This is a genomic window from Variovorax paradoxus (assembly GCF_030815855.1).
GTDB lineage: Bacteria > Pseudomonadota > Gammaproteobacteria > Burkholderiales > Burkholderiaceae_C > Variovorax > Variovorax paradoxus_M.
The window spans coordinates 5,562,567-5,580,758 of record NZ_JAUSXG010000001.1 but is presented as its reverse complement, the minus strand read 5'-3'; the positions used below and the strand labels follow the sequence as shown (position 1 = coordinate 5,580,758).

Annotated in this window: 16 protein-coding genes and 1 pseudogene; 12 read left to right on the top strand and 5 right to left on the bottom strand. The window is 66.5% G+C overall.

The genetic code is table 11. The features are described 5' to 3' along the window. Nucleotides 1-71: 71 nt before the first annotated feature. Together yajC and QFZ42_RS26435 are read right to left on the bottom strand one after the other, a co-directional pair. Complete coding sequence (yajC, locus tag QFZ42_RS26440) at nucleotides 72-404, bottom strand: preprotein translocase subunit YajC (protein ID WP_307703822.1); 333 nt, start codon at nucleotides 402-404, stop codon at nucleotides 72-74. A 257-nt stretch (nucleotides 405-661) separates the two neighbouring features. Further along, nucleotides 662-4,271, bottom strand: a pseudogene (locus QFZ42_RS26435) (indolepyruvate ferredoxin oxidoreductase family protein). 187 nt (nucleotides 4,272-4,458) lie between these two features. Here QFZ42_RS26435 and QFZ42_RS26430 point away from each other — a divergent pair. The 12 genes from QFZ42_RS26430 (at nucleotide 4,459) to QFZ42_RS26375 (ending at nucleotide 15,707) form a co-directional block, all read left to right on the top strand. Further along, on the top strand, nucleotides 4,459-4,935 hold the full coding sequence (locus tag QFZ42_RS26430) for an Lrp/AsnC family transcriptional regulator (RefSeq protein ID WP_307703821.1): 477 nt from the start codon (nucleotides 4,459-4,461) through the stop codon (nucleotides 4,933-4,935). Nucleotides 4,936-5,007: 72 nt separating this feature from the next. After that, entirely contained in the window at nucleotides 5,008-5,766 is a 759-nt protein-coding gene (locus QFZ42_RS26425) for a basic amino acid ABC transporter substrate-binding protein (protein ID WP_307703820.1), read from the top strand. 35 nt (nucleotides 5,767-5,801) lie between these two features. Continuing rightward, on the top strand, nucleotides 5,802-6,572 hold the full coding sequence (locus QFZ42_RS26420) for an amino acid ABC transporter permease (RefSeq protein ID WP_307703819.1): 771 nt from the start codon (nucleotides 5,802-5,804) through the stop codon (nucleotides 6,570-6,572). Nucleotides 6,573-6,604: 32 nt separating this feature from the next. Further along, nucleotides 6,605-8,233 (top strand): MFS transporter, encoded by a 1,629-nt coding sequence (locus QFZ42_RS26415; protein ID WP_307703818.1) that lies wholly within the window; start codon nucleotides 6,605-6,607, stop codon nucleotides 8,231-8,233. Between the two features lie 147 nt (nucleotides 8,234-8,380). Continuing rightward, on the top strand, nucleotides 8,381-9,202 hold the full coding sequence (locus QFZ42_RS26410; RefSeq protein ID WP_307703817.1) for a creatininase family protein: 822 nt from the start codon (nucleotides 8,381-8,383) through the stop codon (nucleotides 9,200-9,202). Further along, a complete protein-coding gene (locus QFZ42_RS26405; RefSeq protein ID WP_373423371.1) occupies nucleotides 9,199-9,987 on the top strand; it encodes an ABC transporter ATP-binding protein in 789 nt (262 codons plus the stop codon). Before QFZ42_RS26410 ends, QFZ42_RS26405 begins: the two co-directional genes overlap by 4 nt. Beyond that, entirely contained in the window at nucleotides 9,971-10,861 is an 891-nt protein-coding gene (locus QFZ42_RS26400; RefSeq protein WP_307703816.1) for an ABC transporter permease, read from the top strand. The genes QFZ42_RS26405 and QFZ42_RS26400 overlap by 17 nt, the downstream gene beginning before the upstream one ends. 4 nt (nucleotides 10,862-10,865) lie before the next feature. Beyond that, nucleotides 10,866-12,230, top strand: a complete 1,365-nt coding sequence (locus tag QFZ42_RS26395) for an FAD-binding oxidoreductase (protein ID WP_373423413.1) — start codon at nucleotides 10,866-10,868, stop codon at nucleotides 12,228-12,230. A 56-nt stretch (nucleotides 12,231-12,286) separates the two neighbouring features. Further along, a complete protein-coding gene (locus QFZ42_RS26390; protein WP_307703814.1) occupies nucleotides 12,287-13,330 on the top strand; it encodes an ABC transporter substrate-binding protein in 1,044 nt (347 codons plus the stop codon). A gap of 156 nt (nucleotides 13,331-13,486) precedes the next feature. Beyond that, a complete protein-coding gene (locus QFZ42_RS26385; RefSeq protein WP_307703813.1) occupies nucleotides 13,487-14,077 on the top strand; it encodes an NAD(P)H-dependent oxidoreductase in 591 nt (196 codons plus the stop codon). A 17-nt stretch (nucleotides 14,078-14,094) separates the two neighbouring features. After that, entirely contained in the window at nucleotides 14,095-15,057 is a 963-nt protein-coding gene (locus tag QFZ42_RS26380; protein WP_307703812.1) for a PDR/VanB family oxidoreductase, read from the top strand. After that, on the top strand, nucleotides 15,054-15,707 hold the full coding sequence (locus QFZ42_RS26375) for a TetR family transcriptional regulator C-terminal domain-containing protein (protein ID WP_307703811.1): 654 nt from the start codon (nucleotides 15,054-15,056) through the stop codon (nucleotides 15,705-15,707). Before QFZ42_RS26380 ends, QFZ42_RS26375 begins: the two co-directional genes overlap by 4 nt. On the opposite strand, the gene QFZ42_RS26370 is transcribed toward QFZ42_RS26375, so the two are convergent. Genes QFZ42_RS26370 through otnI form a run of 3 tightly spaced genes read right to left on the bottom strand, consistent with a single transcriptional unit; the run spans nucleotide 15,700 to nucleotide 18,187 of the window. Continuing rightward, on the bottom strand, nucleotides 15,700-16,179 hold the full coding sequence (locus QFZ42_RS26370) for a RidA family protein (protein WP_307703810.1): 480 nt from the start codon (nucleotides 16,177-16,179) through the stop codon (nucleotides 15,700-15,702). The genes QFZ42_RS26375 and QFZ42_RS26370 overlap by 8 nt on opposite strands. Next, entirely contained in the window at nucleotides 16,176-17,372 is a 1,197-nt protein-coding gene (locus tag QFZ42_RS26365) for an amidohydrolase family protein (RefSeq protein WP_307703809.1), read from the bottom strand. The genes QFZ42_RS26370 and QFZ42_RS26365 overlap by 4 nt, the downstream gene beginning before the upstream one ends. Continuing rightward, complete coding sequence (otnI, locus tag QFZ42_RS26360) at nucleotides 17,369-18,187, bottom strand: 2-oxo-tetronate isomerase (protein ID WP_307703808.1); 819 nt, start codon at nucleotides 18,185-18,187, stop codon at nucleotides 17,369-17,371. The genes QFZ42_RS26365 and otnI overlap by 4 nt, the downstream gene beginning before the upstream one ends. Nucleotides 18,188-18,192: the final 5 nt, after the last annotated feature.

Below are 18,192 nucleotides of genomic sequence, written 5' to 3'. Positions count from 1 at the left end.
TTTTAGAAACGGAGACGGCGTGACTTGAGGCCTGGCGCCACAAAGCGCAAGGGGCAGCCTCGCGTTGATTGCTACTTGACGGCGCCCTTGGGCAAGACCTGGACCACAGCGCTGCGCTGGATCTTGATCTCGATGCCGTTGGCGATCTCGAGGCCGAGGTACTGGTCGCCGATCGAGGTGATCTTGCCGAGCACGCCGCCGGCCGTGGCCACTTCGTCGCCCTTGGCCAGCGCTTCGATCATGGCGCGGGCTTCTTTCTGGCGCTTCATTTGCGGGCGGATCATCACGAAATACAGCACCACGAACATCAGCACCAGGGGCAGCATGCTGCCGAGCGAAGACAACATGTCGCCACCGCCGGAAGCAGCGGGCGCGGTTTGGGCGAAAGCAGAGGAAATGAACAAGAGAGTCTCCAGCAGAGAGAAGAGGAATGTCAGAAGCGCGGAACGGGCCCGCGGTTCCGCGGCCCCGTGGAAAAGGCCGCGAGTCAGCGCTTGAAGCGGCATCGGCCGCGCACAGCAGCGGGCATTGTATTCGTGGCAATGCCCCGCCCCGCGCGCTTATCCGGCGCGCCGGGCAGGGCTTTCCAGGGCTTGGGGCGCGCCTCTGGCGCTATGTTTTCGGGAGCACGGCGCAGCCGGAGGGCGGCTGCGCCCGAAAATCAGGCGGCCGCGCGCTGTGCCGATTGCGGGTTGCGCCACTTGGCGAGCAATTCGCTCCAGCGGGTGCGGGCCGCGGCCAGGTTTGCGCTCCTTCACATGGCCGTAGCCGCGAATCTGTTCGGGCAGGGCAGCGATCTCCAGCGCCAGCGCGTGGTTCTCGGCGCGCAGGCCGGAAATCACCTCTTCGATGCTCGCGCGGTATTCACCGATGAGCGCGCGTTCGGTCTTGCGCTCTTCGGTGCGCCCGAAGATGTCCAAAGCCGTGCCGCGCAGGCCCTTGAGCCGCGCCAGCAGCCTGAAGCCGGAGAGCATCCACGGGCCGAATTGCTGCTTCTGCAGCTCGCCCTTGGCGTTCTTCCTGGCGATGATGGGCGGCGCAAGGTGGTAGTTGAGCTTGAAGTCCTTGCCCATCTGGCCCTCGAACATGCCTTCGACCCGGTCCAGGAAGCTGCGGTCGGTATGCAGGCGCGCCACCTCGTACTCGTCCTTGTAGGCCATGAGCTTGAACAGGTAGCGGGCCACCGTTTCGGTCAGCGCGGTCTTGCCCAGCACCGACTCGGCCTGCCCCACCTTGCCCACGAACTGCCGGTATTCGTCGGCATAGGCCGCGTTCTGGTAGCCCGTGAGGAATTCGACCCGGCGCGCCACCAGGCTTTCGACGGTTTCTCGCTTCTTGAACTCCACTACTTGGCCCGGACGCAGGCGCTTTTGCAGTTCGGCCGGATTGGCGGCCGCCTGGCGGCCCCAGGCGAAAGCGGTCTTGTTGTTCTCGATTGCCACGGCGTTGAGTTCGATGGCGCGCATCAGCGACTCCAGCGCCAGCGGGATCCAGCCCTTTTGCCAGGCAAAGCCCAGCAGCATCGGATTGGCATAGAGGCTGTCGCCCATGAGCGCGACGGCGGCTGCGTCCGCGTCGAAGGTGCCGAGCGCGTCGGTGCCCACGGCGCGCGCAATCTGGGTCGCGCAGTCGTCCTGCGGATTGACCCAGTTGGCGTTGCGCACAAAGGCGGCCGTCGGCGTGCTGTGCGTGTTGAGCGCGACGTGCGTGCGCCCTTCGCGCATGCGCGCCAGCGTTTCGGCATTGACCGCCACCAGCGGATCGGCCGCCAGGATCAGGTCGGCCGCGGCGGTGCCGACGCGCGTGGTGCGAATCGCGTCCTGCGATTCGCCGATCAGCGCATGGCTCCAGGTGGCGCCGCCCTTTTGCGCGAGGCCGGCCGCGTCCTGCGTGACGATGCCCTTGCCCTCGATGTGCGCCGCCATGCCCAGCAGCTGGCCGATCGTGATGACACCCGTGCCGCCGACACCGGCGACCACGATGCCCCAGACCTGACCCTCTGCCAGCGCCGGCACCGCCGGTTCGGGCAACGGACCGAGCTCGAGCGGCGTGTCGGCCTTGTTCTTGGTTTTCTTCTTGAGCTGGCCGCCTTCGACCGTGACGAAGCTGGGGCAGAAGCCCTTCAAGCAGCTCATGTCCTTGTTGCAGCTGCTCTGGTTGATGGTGCGCTTGCGGCCGAATTCGGTTTCGAGCGGCTCGACCGACAGGCAGTTGCTCTTCACGCTGCAGTCGCCGCAGCCTTCGCAGACCAGGTCGTTGATGACCACGCGCTTGGCCGGATCGACGGCCGTGCCCCGCTTGCGGCGGCGGCGCTTCTCGGTGGCGCAGGTCTGGTCGTAAATGATGGCGGTGGTGCCGGCGATCCTGCGGAATTCGAGCTGGACCTCGTCGAGCAGATCGCGGTGCTTCACCGCCACATGGTCGCCGGGGATGTTCACGCCTTCGTATTTCTCGGGCTCGTCGGTCACGATGACGACCTTCTTGGCGCCCTCGGCGTGCAGGCTCTCGGCAATCTGCAGCACCGAGTGGCCCTCGGGCCGCTCGCCGACCTGCTGGCCGCCGGTCATGGCAACCGCGTCGTTGTAGAGGATCTTGTAGGTGATGTTCACACCGGCCGCGATGCTCTGGCGGATGGCGAGCAGGCCGCTGTGGAAATACGTGCCGTCGCCCAGGTTCGCGAAGATGTGCGGGTCGGTGGTGAAAGGCTGCTGGCCCACCCACGGCACCCCCTCGCCGCCCATCTGCGTGAAGCCGATGGTGGAGCGGTCCATCCAGGTCGCCATGAAGTGGCAGCCGATGCCGCCCATGGCGCGCGAGCCTTCGGGCACCACGGTGCTGGTGTTGTGCGGGCAGCCCGAGCAGAACCACGGCTGGCGGTCGGCGCCCTGCACGCCGCCCACCTTGAACACTTCCATCGAGCGCTCCTTGGCTTCGAGGATGGCCATCTGCGCATCGATGCGCGCGCGCATGTCGGCGCCGGCCTGCTCCAGGATGCCGAGCTTGCGCAGGCGCTGCGCAATGGCCTTGGCGATGAGCGCCGGATTCAGGTCGGCGTTGGCGCGCAGCAGCGTGTTGGCGGTGGGGTTGGGCATGGCCCATTCGCCGCCGGAGAAATCGCCGTCGAGCTCGTTGAACTTGCCGAGCACGTTGGGCCGCACGTCGGCGCGCCAGTTGTAGAGCTCTTCCTTCAGCTGGTATTCGATGACCTGGCGCTTCTCCTCGACCACGAGGATTTCCTGCAGGCCGGTGGCGAAGTCGCGCGTGAGCTGCGCTTCCAGCGGCCACACCACGCCCACCTTGTGCAGCCGGATGCCCAGCTGGCGGCAGGTGGCGTCGTCCAGGCCCAGGTCGATCAGTGCCTGGCGGGTGTCGTTGTAGGCCTTGCCGCTGGCCATGATGCCGAAGCGGTCGTTCGGGCCCTCGATCACGTTGTGGTTCAGCCGGTTGGCGCGGATGTAGGCCAGCGCGGCATACCACTTGTAGTGCATGAGGCGCGCTTCCTGCTCCAGCGCATGGTCGGGCCAGCGGATGTGCAGGCCACCGGGCGGCATCTGGAAATCGGTGGGAATGACGATTTCGACCCGGTCCGGATCGATCATGGCCGTGGAACTCGACTCGACGATTTCCTGGATCGTCTTCATGCCCGACCAGATGCCCGAGAACCGGCTCATCGCAAAGGCGTGAATGCCCAGGTCCAGGATTTCCTGCACGTTGGTCGGAAAGAACACCGGCGTGCCGCAGGCCTTGAAGATGTGGTCGCTCTGGTGCGCGGCCGTGCTGCTCTTGGAAATATGGTCGTCGCCGGCCACCGCGATCACGCCGCCCCATTCGGTGGTGCCGGCCATGTTGGCGTGCTTGAAGACGTCGGAGCAGCGGTCCACGCCCGGCCCCTTGCCGTACCAGATGCCGAAGACGCCGTCGAACTTGTTGGTGCTCGCGGGCGAGAAGCCGAGTTGCTGCGTGCCCCAGAGCGCGGTGGCGGCGAGCTCTTCGTTCACGCCCGGCTGGAAGACGATGTTCTGTTCCTTCAGGAACTTGGCGGCCTTCCACAGCGCTTGGTCGTAGCCGCCGAGCGGGGAGCCGCGGTAGCCGCTGATGAAGCCCGCGGTGTTCTTGCCCGCCTGCTTGTCGCGCAGGCGCTGCAGCATCGGCAGCTTGACCAGCGCCTGCACCCCGCTCATGAAGGCCCGGCCGTAGTCGAGGCTGTATTTGTCGTCGAGCGTGACGGTTTCGAGGGCCTTGCGGATGTGCTCGGGCAGCGGTGCGTTCATGTCTGTCTGTCTCCTGTTGGCAGGGCCTTGTGGGCCTGGCTGTCTGGCTTGTGCCTGTGGGTCTGTGCCCGGGTAGGGCGCGAGCCCATGATCACGCAAAGTGTATGCCGGGGTCCGCGACAGGTGTTTGCGTTCTATGCCCCCAAAAACCGCGTTCCAGAAAGAATCTTGCTTAAGATCGCCCACTATGGAAAGCATTGACAAGTTCGACCTTGCAATTCTGCAAGAACTGCAGGGCGACGGCCGCCTCACCAATGCCGAGCTCGCGCAGCGCGTGGGGCTCTCGGCGGCGCCCTGCTGGCGCCGGGTGCGCGCGCTGGAAGAAGCCGGCTTCATCAAGGGCTATCACGCCGAGATCGACCGCCACAAGATAGGGCTCGGCGTGCTCGCTTTCGTGCGCGTGGACACCGAACGCGTCACCAACGATGCCACCCAGAAACTGGAGGACGCGATCCGCACGCTGCCCGAAGTGGTGGCCTGCCACTACATCAGCGGCACCGGCACCTTCGAATTGCAGGTGGTGGCGCGAGACCTCGACAGTTTCTCGGCCTTCGCGCGCCAGCACCTCATGAACCTGCCGAACGTGAAAGACCTCCACACCAGCTTCTCGCTGGGCGAGGTGAAGGCCAGCAGTGCGTTGCCGCTCGGGCACCTGGCACGCTAGCTGCAACCTAGAATTCCCGCCCACCACAGACACAACCATGCCGCCCATCGGCGGACAAGAGGAAGAAGCTCCATGAACTCCATCCGCCGCGCCCTGGCGCTCGGCCTTGCTGCCGCCACGCTCGCCTTCGGCGCCCAGGCCCAGAACCGCGAACTCACCGTGGCGTCGAGCGCCACCTACGCCCCCTTCGCCTTCGAGAACAAGGACAAGCAGATCGTCGGCTTCGACATCGACATCATCAACGCCATCGCCAAACAGCAGGGCCTGAAGATCAAGGTGGTCAACACGCCGTTCACCGGCATCTTCGGCGCGCTGAACAACGGCGACGTCGACCTGGTGATCTCGGGCGTCACCATCAACGAGAAGCGCAAGCAGAGCTACGACTTCACGCCGCCCTACTTCGCGGCGCGCCAGCTCATCGCGCTGCCGAAGAGCAGCACGGTCGCCTCGCTGAAGGACCTGGCCGGCAAGAAGATTGCCGTGGTGAGCGCCTCCACGGCCGACGACATCGCTTCGCGCGAATTCGGCAAGACCAGCCCCAACATCCGCCGCTTCGAAAGCACGCCGCTCATCATTTCCGAGCTGGCCGGCGGCGGCGTCGATGCCGCCATGGGCGACAACGGCGTGATCGCCTACCGCGTGGCGCAGAACCCCGAGCTCAAGACGATCGACGACAAGTCGTTCCCCGAAGAGGGCTTCGGCATCGTCGTGAAGAAGGGCGACAAGGCGCTGCTCGACAAGCTCACGGCCGGCCTGGACGCGGTTCGCGCCGACGGCAGCTACGCCGCGATCTACAAGAAGTGGTTCAACAAGGACCCGAACGCCCGATGAGCGGCGCGTCCGGTTCGAGCGTAAGGGAGCCCTAGATGGAACAGCCGATCTTGTTGTTCGGATGGTTCCGCTGGGACATCCTGGTCGAATACAAGGACCTGTTCTGGCAGGGCGCCTGGATGACCTTGCGCATGACGGTGGTCTGCGTGCTGCTGGGTTCGAGCTGGGGCCTGTGCCTGGCGCTCGCGCGGCTGGCGCAGCCGCGCCATGCGCCGTGGACCTGGGTCGCGCGCTTCTTCCTGCGCTGGCCGGCCACGGTGTACGTGAGCTTCTTCCGCGGCACGCCGCTGTTCGTGCAGATCCTCTTGATCCACTTCGCGGTCATGCCGGTGTTCATCCATCCGTCGAGCGGCCTCCTGATCAGCGGCGACCTGGCGCGCGAACTCAAGCAGGAGCACGGCGCGCTCATATCCGGCGTGGTCGCGCTCACGCTCAATTCCGCGGCCTACATCTCGGAGGTGTTCCGCGCCGGTATCCAGTCGATCTCGCGCGGGCAATTCGACGCCGGCCGGTCGATCGGCTTCACACCCGCGCAGGTGATGCGCTACGTGGTGCTGCCGCAGGCCTTCCGCCGCATGCTGCCGCCGCTGGGCAACAACGCCATCGCGCTGTTGAAAGACACCTCGCTGGTCTCGGCCATCGGGCTGGCCGAGCTGGCCTACGCCGCGCGCACCGTGGCGGGCGCCTACGCGCGCTACTGGGAGCCGTACCTTGCGATTTCGGTCGTGTACTGGGTGATGACGCTCGTGCTCACCACGATGCTGCGGCGCCTCGAACACCGCCTGGCACGCAGCGACAGGGGATGAGCCGCAGCGGCGGCGCGCCACAATAGCGCCACATGCCACCGATATCCCCCGAAGAGACACCCATCCCCCCCGCCCGGCCGCAGCCGCCGAAGTTCGCTGCGCTGGAGCCGCTCAAGCTGCCCGTGTTCCGCATGCTGTGGAGCACCTGGCTCATCGCCAACATCTGCATGTGGATGAGCGACGTGGCGGCGGCGTGGATGATGACCTCGCTGACCACCTCGCCCATCTGGGTGGCGCTGGTGCAGTCGGCCTCCACCTTGCCGGTGTTCCTGCTGGGCCTGCCCAGCGGTGCGCTGGCCGACATTCTCGACCGCCGGCGCTGGCTGGTGGCCACGCAGTTCTGGCTGGCGGGCACGGCCATCGTGCTGTGCGGCGCCATTGCGCTCGAGCTGATGACCGCGCCGCTGCTGCTGGCACTGACCTTCGCCAATGGCATCGGCCTGGCGCTGCGCTGGCCGGTGTTCTCGGCCATCGTGCCCGAGCTGGTGCCCCGGCCGCAATTGCCGGCGGCGCTGGGCCTCAATGGCATCGCAATGAACGCCTCGCGCATCATCGGTCCGCTCACGGCCGGCATGTTGATTGCCAGCGCAGGCAGCGTCTGGGTGTTTGCGCTCAACGCGGTGCTGTCGGTGGCCTCGGGCTTCGTGGTGCTGCGCTGGCGGCGCGAGCACACGCCCAATCCGCTGGGCCGCGAGAAGCTCATCAGCGCGATGCGCGTGGGCGTGCAGTTCGTGTGGCAGTCGCAGCGCATGCGCGCCGTGCTCTCGCGCATCACGATCTTCTTCTTTCACTCCACGGCCCTGCTCGCATTGCTGCCGCTCCTGGCACGCAACCTCGAGGGCGGCGGCGCCGGCACCTTCACGCTGCTGCTGGCCGCCATGGGCTCGGGCGCGATCATCGCGGTGCTGTTCCTGCCGCGGCTGCGCCAGGCGCTCGGCCGCGACCAGTTGGTGCTGCGCGGCACGGTGCTGCAGTCGCTCGCCACCGCGGTGATGGCCTTCGCGCCCAACGCCTGGGTGGCGGTGCCCGCGATGTTCTTCGGCGGCATGGCGTGGATCACCGTGGCCAATTCGCTCTCGGTGTCGGCGCAGCTGGCGCTGCCCGACTGGGTGCGCGCGCGCGGCATGTCGACCTATCAGATGGCCATCATGGGCGCGAGCGCGATTGGCGCGGCGCTCTGGGGCCAGGTGGCCACCGTTACCAACCTGCGCTCCAGCCTCGAGATCGCCGCGGTGAGCGGTACGCTGCTGATGCTGGTGGCGCTGCGCTGGGTCACCGACGTCTCCGGCGAAGAGGCCGACATGAGCCCCGCGCGCGCCGGTTGGGCAGCAGGCCCACCGGCGGAAACGCCGGAAGAAAACGGCCGCGTGGTCATCACCATCGAATACATCATCGACCCCGCGCGCGCGGCCGCCTTTCACCTCGTGATGCACCAGACCCGCCGCGCGCGCCTCGGCCAGGGCGCCATCGGCTGGGAGCTGCTGCACGACATCTCCGAACCTGGCCGCTACGTGGAGGAGATCGTGGACGAAAGCTGGACCGATCACCTGCGCCGCTTCAACCGCGCCACCGCCGCCGACATGGCCTTGCGCGAGCGGCGGCTGGCGTTTCACATCGGCGAATCGCCGCCCGTGGTGACGCGGTACGTGGTCAAGCGCTGAATCGAACCCGCGCTTCGATTTGCATCGGCTCCTTTCCCCGAAGCGATCGACTTGCCTGGGTATCTACCGATCCATGTTTTTTTGACCGATTGGATAATTTAGCTCATCATCCCGCTCCTACTGCCCGTCACCACGAGGTATGCCACGATGAACCCGGTCCCCCTGCGCAGCCGCTTCTGGTCCGACCTGACCAGCGAAGAGTTCTCCCGCCTCGACCGTGAACGGCTGATCGCCGTGCTGCCGGTGGGCGCCACCGAACAGCACGGCCCCCACCTGCCGATGTCGACCGACACGGCCACCATCGACGGCATGGTGCGCGCCACCCTCCCGCACCTGCCCGACGACCTGCCAGTGCTGTTCTTGCCCACGGTGCCTTACGGCAAGAGCAACGAACACTCGCGCTATCCGGGCACGCTCACCGTGTCCGCGAACACGCTGATCTCGCTGTGGAAGGACATCGGCGCCTGCGTTGCCAAAGCCGGGGTGCGCAAGCTGGTGCTCTACAACAGCCATGGCGGCCAGATGAGCGTGATGGACATCGTGGCGCGAGACCTGCGAGAGGAGCACGACATGATGGTCGTCGCCGCCAACTGGTACACGCTGGGCCTGCCCGAAGGCCTGTTCACTGCGCACGAGGGCAGGCACGGCATTCATGCGGGCGACCTCGAAAGCTCGGTGATGCTGCACCTCACGCCCGACCATGTGCGCCGCGACCAGTTCCAGAACTTCAGCTCGATGACCGAGCAGCTGGCCGCCGAGAACAAGTTTCTCTCGATCACCCCCAGCGGAAAGCTCGGCTGGCAGATGCACGACATCAACCCTTCGGGCGCGGCCGGCGACGCCACGCGCGCCACCGCCGCGAAAGGCGCGGCGGTGCTCGACCACGTGGGCCGGCGCTTCGTCGAACTGCTGCACGAGGTCGACCGCTTTCCGCTCTCGCGCCTGGCCAACGAGCCTGCCTGGAAATGAGCTCCACCGCCACCCCACCGCTGGTCAGCCTGCGCCACGTCAGCAAGCGCTTTGCGAACGGCACGCTCGCATTGCAGGGCATGACGCTCGACGTCGGCGAGCACGACTTCATCAGCTTCCTCGGCCCCTCGGGTTGCGGCAAGAGCACCGCGCTGCGGCTGATTGCCGGGCTCACCCGGCTCAGCTCGGGCGACATGCACTGGTCCCGCGCCAACACCGGCAAGACGCAAAGCGACCGCGACCTGGGCTTCGTGTTCCAGGAGCCTACGCTCATGCCCTGGGCCAAGGTGTTCGACAACGTGTGGCTGCCGCTCAAGCTCGCGGGCATGGGCCGCGACGCGGCCGCGCCGGTGGTTCAGCAGGTGCTGGAAATGGTCGGCCTCTCGCGCTTCGCCGACGTGTACCCGCGCGAACTCTCGGGCGGCATGAAGATGCGCGTGTCGATTGCGCGCGCGCTGGTCACGCACCCGCGCCTCCTGCTGATGGACGAGCCCTTTGCCGCGCTCGACGAAATGACGCGCATCAAGCTCAACAACGACCTGCTCGCGATCTGGCGCGAGCACCGTTTTTCGGTGGTGTTCGTCACGCACAGCGTGTACGAGTCGGTGTATCTCTCGAACCGCATCGTGGTGATGGCGGCGCGCCCAGGCCGGGTGATCGACGAGATCCGCATCGACGAGCCGTACCCGCGCGGCGAGGAGTTCCGCACCTCGAGCCGCTACAACGCGCATTGCACGGCGGTGTCGCAATCCCTGCACGGAGCGCTGCATGACATCGATCACTGAGCTCGCCGCGGCGGCCGAGGTGCCGGTGAGCGAGGCGGACGCCGCGCCCTCCGAGGCGATGCTGCGCGCCCATGAAGACAGGCTGCGCCGACGCGAGTCGATGCTGCGCATCGTCGTGCCGGCGGCCATCGTCACCGTGCTGCTGCTCGCATGGGAGTGGATGGTTCGCGCCAACAACATTCCGCATTACATATTGCCCGCACCGTCGCTCATCCTGCGCACGCTGTTCGACAACTGGGCCTCGCTCTCCAGTGCCCTGTGGTTCACGGTGAAGCTCACGCTGCTCGCGCTCGGCGCGGCCATCGTGGGCGGTGTGCTGCTGGCGATTGCGTTCGCGCTCTTCAAGTGGGTGGAGATCGGCCTGTTTCCGATTGCCGTGATCCTGCAGGTGACGCCGATCATCGCGATTGCACCGCTGATATTGATCTACGTGTCGAGCACCACCGCGGCGCTGCTGCTGTGCGCGTGGATCGTGGCTTTCTTCCCGATTTTGTCGAACACCGTCGTCGGCTTGAAGAGCGCCGACAGCAATCTGCGCGACCTGTTCCAGCTCTACAAGGCCTCGCCTTGGCAGACCTTCCGCTACCTGCTCGCGCCCAGTGCGCTGCCGTACTTCATGGCGGGCCTGAAGATCGCGGGCGGTTTGAGCCTGATCGGCGCGGTGGTGGCGGAGTTCACGGCCGGCACGGCGGGCAAGGAAACGGGGCTGGCTTCGCGCATTCTCGAATCGAGCTTCCGCACCGAGATCCCGATGATGTTCGCCGCGCTGCTGCTGGTGTCGCTGCTGGGTATCGTGATCTTCATCGTGTTCGCTGCGTTGTCCCGGTTGGTTCTGGGTCACTGGCACGAAAGCGAGATGCGCCGTGAACGCTGAGGCCTTGCATGCCGCTGTTGATTGGAACGCCGTGCATGCGGACCTGCGCGGGCTCAATGTCATCACCGCGCCGAGCCAGCGCAAGCAGCTGTCGAAGGACTTCTACTGGTACAGCCCCATCCTCACCGCGCAGCTCGCGGGCTGCGTGGCCGACCTCGTGGTCAAGGTCAGCACCGAAGACGACGTGCGCCAGGCCGCGTCGGTGGCCGCGAAGTGGAAGCTGCCGATCACCGTGCGCGCGGGCGGCACCGGCAACTACGGCCAATGCGTGCCGCTCGAAGGCGGCATCGTGCTCGACGTGACGCAGATGTGCCGCGTGCTCGAGATCCAGCAGGGCCGCATCCGCGTGGAGGCCGGCGCGCGCATGCACGACATCGACCTCGCCGCGCGCGAGACCGGCCAGGCGCTGCGCATGTGGCCCTCGACCTGGCATGTTGCCAGCATCGGCGGCTTCATTGCCGGCGGCTTCGGCGGCATCGGCTCGTTCCGCCACGGCATCCTGCGCGACCCCGGCAACCTGCTGCGGGCGCGCGTGATGACGGTGGAACGCGAGCCGCGCATCATCGAGCTCGTCGGCGACGAGATCCAGCAGGTGCACCATGCCTACGGTACCAACGGCGTGATCCTCGACGTGGAAGTGGCCCTGAGCCCGGCCGTCGAATGGGTGCACTGCACGGTGCTGTTCGAAACCTACCGCGGCGCCCTGGCCTTCGCAGTCGCGGCCCAGGCACCGACGCTCGACATCTTCCTGCTGTCCACGGTCGAGGCGCGCTTCTCGCCCTACTACACGGCAATGCGCGACCGCTTCCCGATCGACCGCCATGCGGCGTTCGCCATGGCCTCGCCCAAGTCGATGGCCGAGTTCCGCGCGCTCGCTACCGCACATGGCGGCGCGATCTCCGTCGCGGGTACCGAGGCCGAGCTGCTCGCTGACGGCCTGCCGCCCGCCTACGAATGCGCGTTCAACCACACGACCTTGCAGGCGCTGAAGGCCGATCGCGGCTGGACCTATCTGCAAGTCGCCTACGCCCAGCCCTTCGACCCCGCCGTGGTGGAGCGCCATCTCGAAATCTTCGGCGACGACGTGCTGCAGCACCAGGACTTCGCACGCGCCGGCGGCGAATGCGGCACCTTCGGCATCCTGCTCGTGCGCTGGAAGGGCGAGGCCCACCAGTACGAGGTGATCCGCGAGATCGAATCGCAGGGCGGCTGCAAGATCTTCAACCCGCACGTCTTCACCATCGAGGATGGCGGCATGAAGACCATCGACACGCAGCAGATCGAGTTCAAGAAACGCAGCGACCCGATGGGCCTCATGAACCCCGGCAAGACGCGCGGCTGGTCGCCAGAGATGGCCATCGAGCGCTGAAAAGATTTAGTCTCCGCATCCCGTACTTTCAAAACCCCCCACAGGAGCACGTCCCCATGCGCATCCCCGCTTTCCGCATCCGCCCGCTGGGCGCCCTCGGTCTGGCCCTGGCGCTCACCGCCGCCGCCTTCGCCGCGCAGGCGCAGGCGCAGGAGAAAGTGGTTTTCGCCACCAACTGGAAAGCGCAGGCCGGGCACGGCGGCTTCTACCAGGCGCTGGTGGACGGCACCTACAAGAAGTACGGTCTCGATGTCGACATCCAGCAGGGCGGACCGATGGTCAACAACCGGCCCATGCTGCCTGCCGGCAAGGTCGACTTCCTGATGACCGGCAACCTGCTGCAGTCCTTCGACAACGTGAAGAACGGCGTGCCCACCGTGGTGGTTGCGGCTTTCTTCCAGAAAGATCCGCAGGCCATGTTCGCCCACCCGGGCCAGGGCTTCGACACCTTCAAGGACATGGCGAAGGCGCCCGTGGCCTTCATCGGCAAGGACGGCCAGTTCAGCTTCTGGCAGTGGATGAAGTCGGAGCACGGCTTCAAGGATTCGCAGCTCAAGCCCTACACCTTCAACGTCGGCCCGTTCCTCGCCGACAAGAAATCGATCCAGCAGGGCTACGCGATTTCCGAGCCGCTGTCGATCAAGGCGCAGGCCGGCTTCGACCCCGTGGTGCAGCTCCTGGCCGACAACGGCTTCTCGACCTACTCGACCACCATCGAGACGCGCGCCGACCTCGTCAAGACCAAGCCCGAAACCGTGCGCAAGTTCGTCGAGGCCTCGATCATCGGCTGGAACAACTATCTCTACGGCGACAACAAGGCCGCCAACGAAATGATCGCCAAGATCAATCCCGACTCGCCCGTGGCCGCATCGCAGGGCTCCATCGAACTGATGAAGAAGATGGGCATCGTCGACAGCGGCGAGTCGCTCACCAAGGGCATCGGCGCCATGGACGAAGCCCGCGTGAAGGACTTCTACGACAAGATGGTGAAGGCCGGCCTGTACAAGTCCGGCGAAATCGACCTCTCGAAAGTCGTGACCACGCAGTTCGTCAACAAGGGCGTCGGTGTCGACATCCGCAAGAAGCTCGCCGGCAAGTAAGCCGGCCGCTTCATCGAGAGTTTTTCCCGTGGGTCGCGCGGGGCTTGCGCCGGGGTCAGATGCCGGCGCCTGGGTTGCCATAAGGCACTGCGCGGCCTTTGTTCCCTTGGGCTCTGACCCCGTCTCGCCGACAGGCGAACCGGCCCTTCTTCTTTCATGAAAACGCTCGTCGTCCACTGCCATCCGAACCCCGACAGCTTCAACCACGCGCTCTACCGGACGGCCCTCGAAGCGCTCGAACCGCGGCACCCCGTCAAGGCCATCGACCTCTATGCCGAGGGTTTCGACCCCACGCTGACCCGCGAAGAGCGCATTGCCTATCTCGACAACCCCGAACTCATTCGCGAACGTGTGAAACCGCATGTCGAAGCGCTGCTGTGGGCCGAGCACCTGGTGTTCGTCTATCCCACCTGGTTCCACGGCCCTCCGTCGATGCTCAAGGGGTGGCTCGAAAGGGTGTGGCTGCCGGGCGTGGCCTTTCTGCCCGCGGAGCGCAAGGGGCAGATCGCAAGATCGGGCATGCGGCACATCCGGCGGCTGACGGTCGTGACCACCGGCGGTTCGCCGCGCTGGTTCGTGATGCTCATCGGCGACCCGGGCCGGCGTCTCTTCACGCGCGCGCTGCGGGCGCTGTTTGCCTGGCGCTGCAAGGTGACCTGGCTGCAGCTGCACGACATGAACGCCGTTACCGAGCGCGACCGCACCCACTTCATCGAGCGCGTTGCGCGCAAGCTGCAGAGCATCTAGCAGGGAAGCCACACACCATGAGCCTCGAACGCACGCTGACTGTACGCGTCGCACGCATCTCGCGGCAGACGCCGGAAATCCTGGCCTTCGAGCTGGTCCATCCTTGGGGCCGCGCCTTGCCGGGCTACGAGGCCGGTGCGCACATCGACGTGCACATGCCTGGCGGCTTCTCGCGCCAGTACTCGCTGGCGCGGGCGCCTTCCTCGAACGCAGCGCGCTATGTGATCGGCGTGAAGCGCGAAGCCCCGAGCCGCGGCGGCTCGGCTTCGATGCACGAGCGCGTGCACGAGGGCGACCTGCTCGCGATCAGCGCGCCGCGCAACACCTTTCCACTGCGCGAAGAAGCGAAACACCATCTGCTGCTGGCCGGCGGCATCGGCATGACGCCGCTGCTGGCGATGGCAGAGACACTTGCAGCACGCGGCGCGCCGTTCACGCTGTGTGTGTTCGCGCGCAGCGAAGAGCACCTGGCGTTTGCCGACGCGCTGCGCGACCCCGCGCTCGCACCGCACTTGCGCCTTCATCTCGACCAGGGCGATGCATCGGAACGCATCGACCTGCGCGCGCTGCTGGCCGAACCCGCGCCCAACACGCATCTCTACGTCTGCGGCCCCGGCGGTTTCATGAAGGCGGTGCGCGACGCGGCCGCGCACTGGCGCGAAGACACGCTGCATGCGGAGTACTTCGCCGCGCCAACCGATGCCAACACCAGCACCGGCCTGCCCTTCACGCTCAAGCTCGCGCAGCGCGGCATCAGCGTGCCGGTGGCGGCCGACCAGACCGCCGTCGATGCGCTGCACGAAGTCGGCATCGACATTCCCGTGTCGTGCCAGCAGGGCCTGTGCGGCACCTGCGTGGTCGAAGGTAATGGCGAAGGCGCGGAACACCGCGACTTCTGTCTCACGGGCTCCGAGCGGCGCACGAAAGTGGCCTTGTGCTGCTCGCGCGCCAAAGGCCAGGAACTGGTGCTGCAGCTGTGAGCAGCATCGAAGACAGCGACGGCGAAGCCCCCGCCACGCGCGGCCGCTCGCGCAAGTACACCCAGGTGCTCGGCCTCATCAACCAGGCGGCCATCGAGGTGTTCGCGAGCGAAGGGCTGGCCGGTGCATCGACGCAGGCGATTGCCGACAAGGCCGGGCTTTCGAAGGCGCAGCTGCACTACTACATCGACAGCAAGGAAGCCCTCTACCGGCAGATCCTGCAGGACATCCTGAACGACTGGATCGTGGTGTTCGGTTTCGACGACGAAGCCTTCGGCCCGCGCAAGGTGCTGGGCGACCTGATCCACCGCAAGATGGTGTTCTCGTTCGAACACCCGCTGCGCTCACGCATCTTCACGGCCGAGATGATGCGCGGCGCACCCGTGCTCAACACCCTGATGGACACGAGCAAGCAGCGCACCGATCAGGCCGCCGCCGTGATCCGGAATTGGATGACCCAGGGCCTGATGGACAAGGCCGATCCGATGCTGGTGCTGTTCCACATCTGGGCCGTGACGCAGTTCTACGCCGACCACGCCACGCAGGCCGCCTACTTCCGCAACGTGGCGCAAGACGGCGACGACAAGGACCGGCGCTACCTGATCGAGCAGGTGACCGAGTTTTTGCTGAAGGGCGCGGGAGTCAAATAGCGCGGTGCTGCGGCAGGTACATGGTGGCCTCGACCTCGACCAGCACCTCGTCGCCCGGCAGAAAGCGCGACACCTCGACCACCGTGCTGACCGGCGGCTCGCCCGGGTAGAACAGCCCGCGCACGCGGTTGTAGAACGCGTAGTGCGGCAGGTGGCGAAAGTACTGCACCAGCTTCACCACGTCTTCCATGGTGCCGCCGTGCTCGGCCGCAATCTGGCGGATGCGCTCGAGCACGAACCAGCTCTGCGCCACGATGGGCGCCTCGAAGATGTCGACCGACATCTGGCCGGTGGCATAGCCCACGCCCTGCAAGGCCGTGCGGGCTTCTTCGGGAATGGCGTCGTAGCCCGCCACGGCGCGGCGCGTGGCCGGATCGACCGCGACCACGCCGCTCATGAAGACGAAGTCGCCCACGCGCTTGGCGGCAGCGTAGTTGGCCATCGGCTTGCCCATATCCGTCGTGCTTTTCATTGTGTTTGCTCCAGAACTTGACCGGCACGGATCACGGTGCGTTGGCGTCCGCGCGCGCCGATGAGCTCGTTTTCATCGGTTGCAGCGAGCAGCACCAGGTCGGCGGGGCAGCCCGGCGCAATGCGCCCGTCCCACGCGAGCCCCAGCGCCCTCGCGGGGCTGACGGTGATCGCATCGAGCCATTCGCCCGCGGGCGCGAGGTGCGCCATCTGCACGCCGAGCCCGAAGGTCTCCAGGAGGTCATAGCTGCCATAGGGATAGAAGGCGTCCTGCACGTTGTCCGTTGCCAGGCTCGCACGCAAGCCCCGTGCCGCGGCTTCGTGAATGCGCGTGATGCCGCGCGGCACGGGCGTGCGGTCCCAGGCGCCCTGGAGGTAGAGGTTGGTGGTCGGCAGCGCGACGATGTGGATTCCGGCACCGGCGCAGAGCGCCAGCGTCTCGTTGGCGACGGCATCGTCCTGCACCGAAAGCGAACAGCAGTGGCCGCAGACCACGCGGCGCCGGAAGTCGCGCGCACGCATCAGCTGTGCGATGCTGCGCAGGCCGCTTGCATCCGCATCGAGACCTTCATCGACATGGAAATCGAGGTCCAGGCCATGGTCCTGCGCCAGGTCGAACACGCGGCCCAGCTTGTGCACCAGTCCCTCGTTGCGATACACGAACGCGCCCAGCACGCCGCCCGCGCGCTTGACTTCGCGCGCGATGCGCTCGCCGGCGTTGAAGTCCGCAAACAGGTCCAACGGCGTGAGCGAGACGAACTGCAGCTCGACGCGGCCGCGCCATTCATGGCGCAAGGCTTCGAACACGGCCAGCGCGGCCGGCGGGTCGCCCTGCACCCAGTCGATGTGGGTGCGCAGCGCGCGCGTGCCCGACTGCCACGCCTCCTGCAACGCACGCTCCATGCGCGGGCGCAGCGTTTCGCCGGTCCAGCCCGCGCGGTGCTTGTCCATGCGTTCGATGGCCGCGAAGAGGTTGCCCTCGGCCGCGCCGACTTCCTGCACGATGTAGTTCTTGTCGATGTGCGCATGCGCCTCGACCAGCGCGCTCAGCAAGGTGCCGCGGGCATGCGCCTGCGACGCGCTCGGCACGACGGCCTGGACGCGGTCGCCCACCAGCGTGACGTCGAAGACCTGCGCATCCCCGGCGGCGAAAGCGCGCAGCCGCGGTGGAATGCGCAGCGACTCCAGCTTCATGCGCGCTGTTGCAGGGCCCGCAGCCAACCCAGGCCGGCCGACGTGCCGCCGGGTTCCGAGCCGCGGCGCGGCCGGTACTCGCAGCCGACCCAGCCTTGCCAGCCGCATTGCGCAGAGACCTCGTCGATCAGGTCGAACAGATAGGGATAGTTCTGCTCGCCGATGTCGGGCTCGTGGCGCTCGGGCACACCGGCAATCTGGATGTGGCCCACGCGGCCGGTGGGCAGGTACTTGCGGATCTTCATGGCCACGTCGCCCTCGACGATCTGGCAGTGGTACAGGTCCATCTGCACCTTGAGGTTGGATGCGCCCACCATCTCGACGATTTCGTGCGCATGGTCCTGGCGGTTCAGGAAGAAGCGCGGAATGTCGCGCGTGTTGATCGGCTCGATCAGCACGTCGCGGCCGGCCTTGGCCGCCTCTGCGGCGGCCCAGCGCAGGTTGTCCACGTACACCGGCTGCACGGCTTCGCGTTCCAGGCCTTCGGGCACCAGGCCCGCCATGACGTGGATGCGCGGGCAGTCGAGCGCCTCCGCGTAGTCGATGGCGGTGGCAATGCCTTCGCGAAATTCGGCGTCGCGCCCCGGCAGACAGGCCAGGCCGCGCTCCCCGCCGTCCCAGTCGCCCGGAGGGGCGTTGAAGAGCACCTGCTGCAGGCCGTTGTGCTTCAGGCGGGCTGCAATCTCGTTGCGCTCGTAGGCATAGGGGAAAAGATACTCGACGGCCTTGAAGCCGTCTTTCGCGGCGGCTTCGAAGCGATCGAGAAAGTCGAACTCCGGATAGAGCATCGAGAGGTTGGCTGCGAATTGAGGCATGGCGT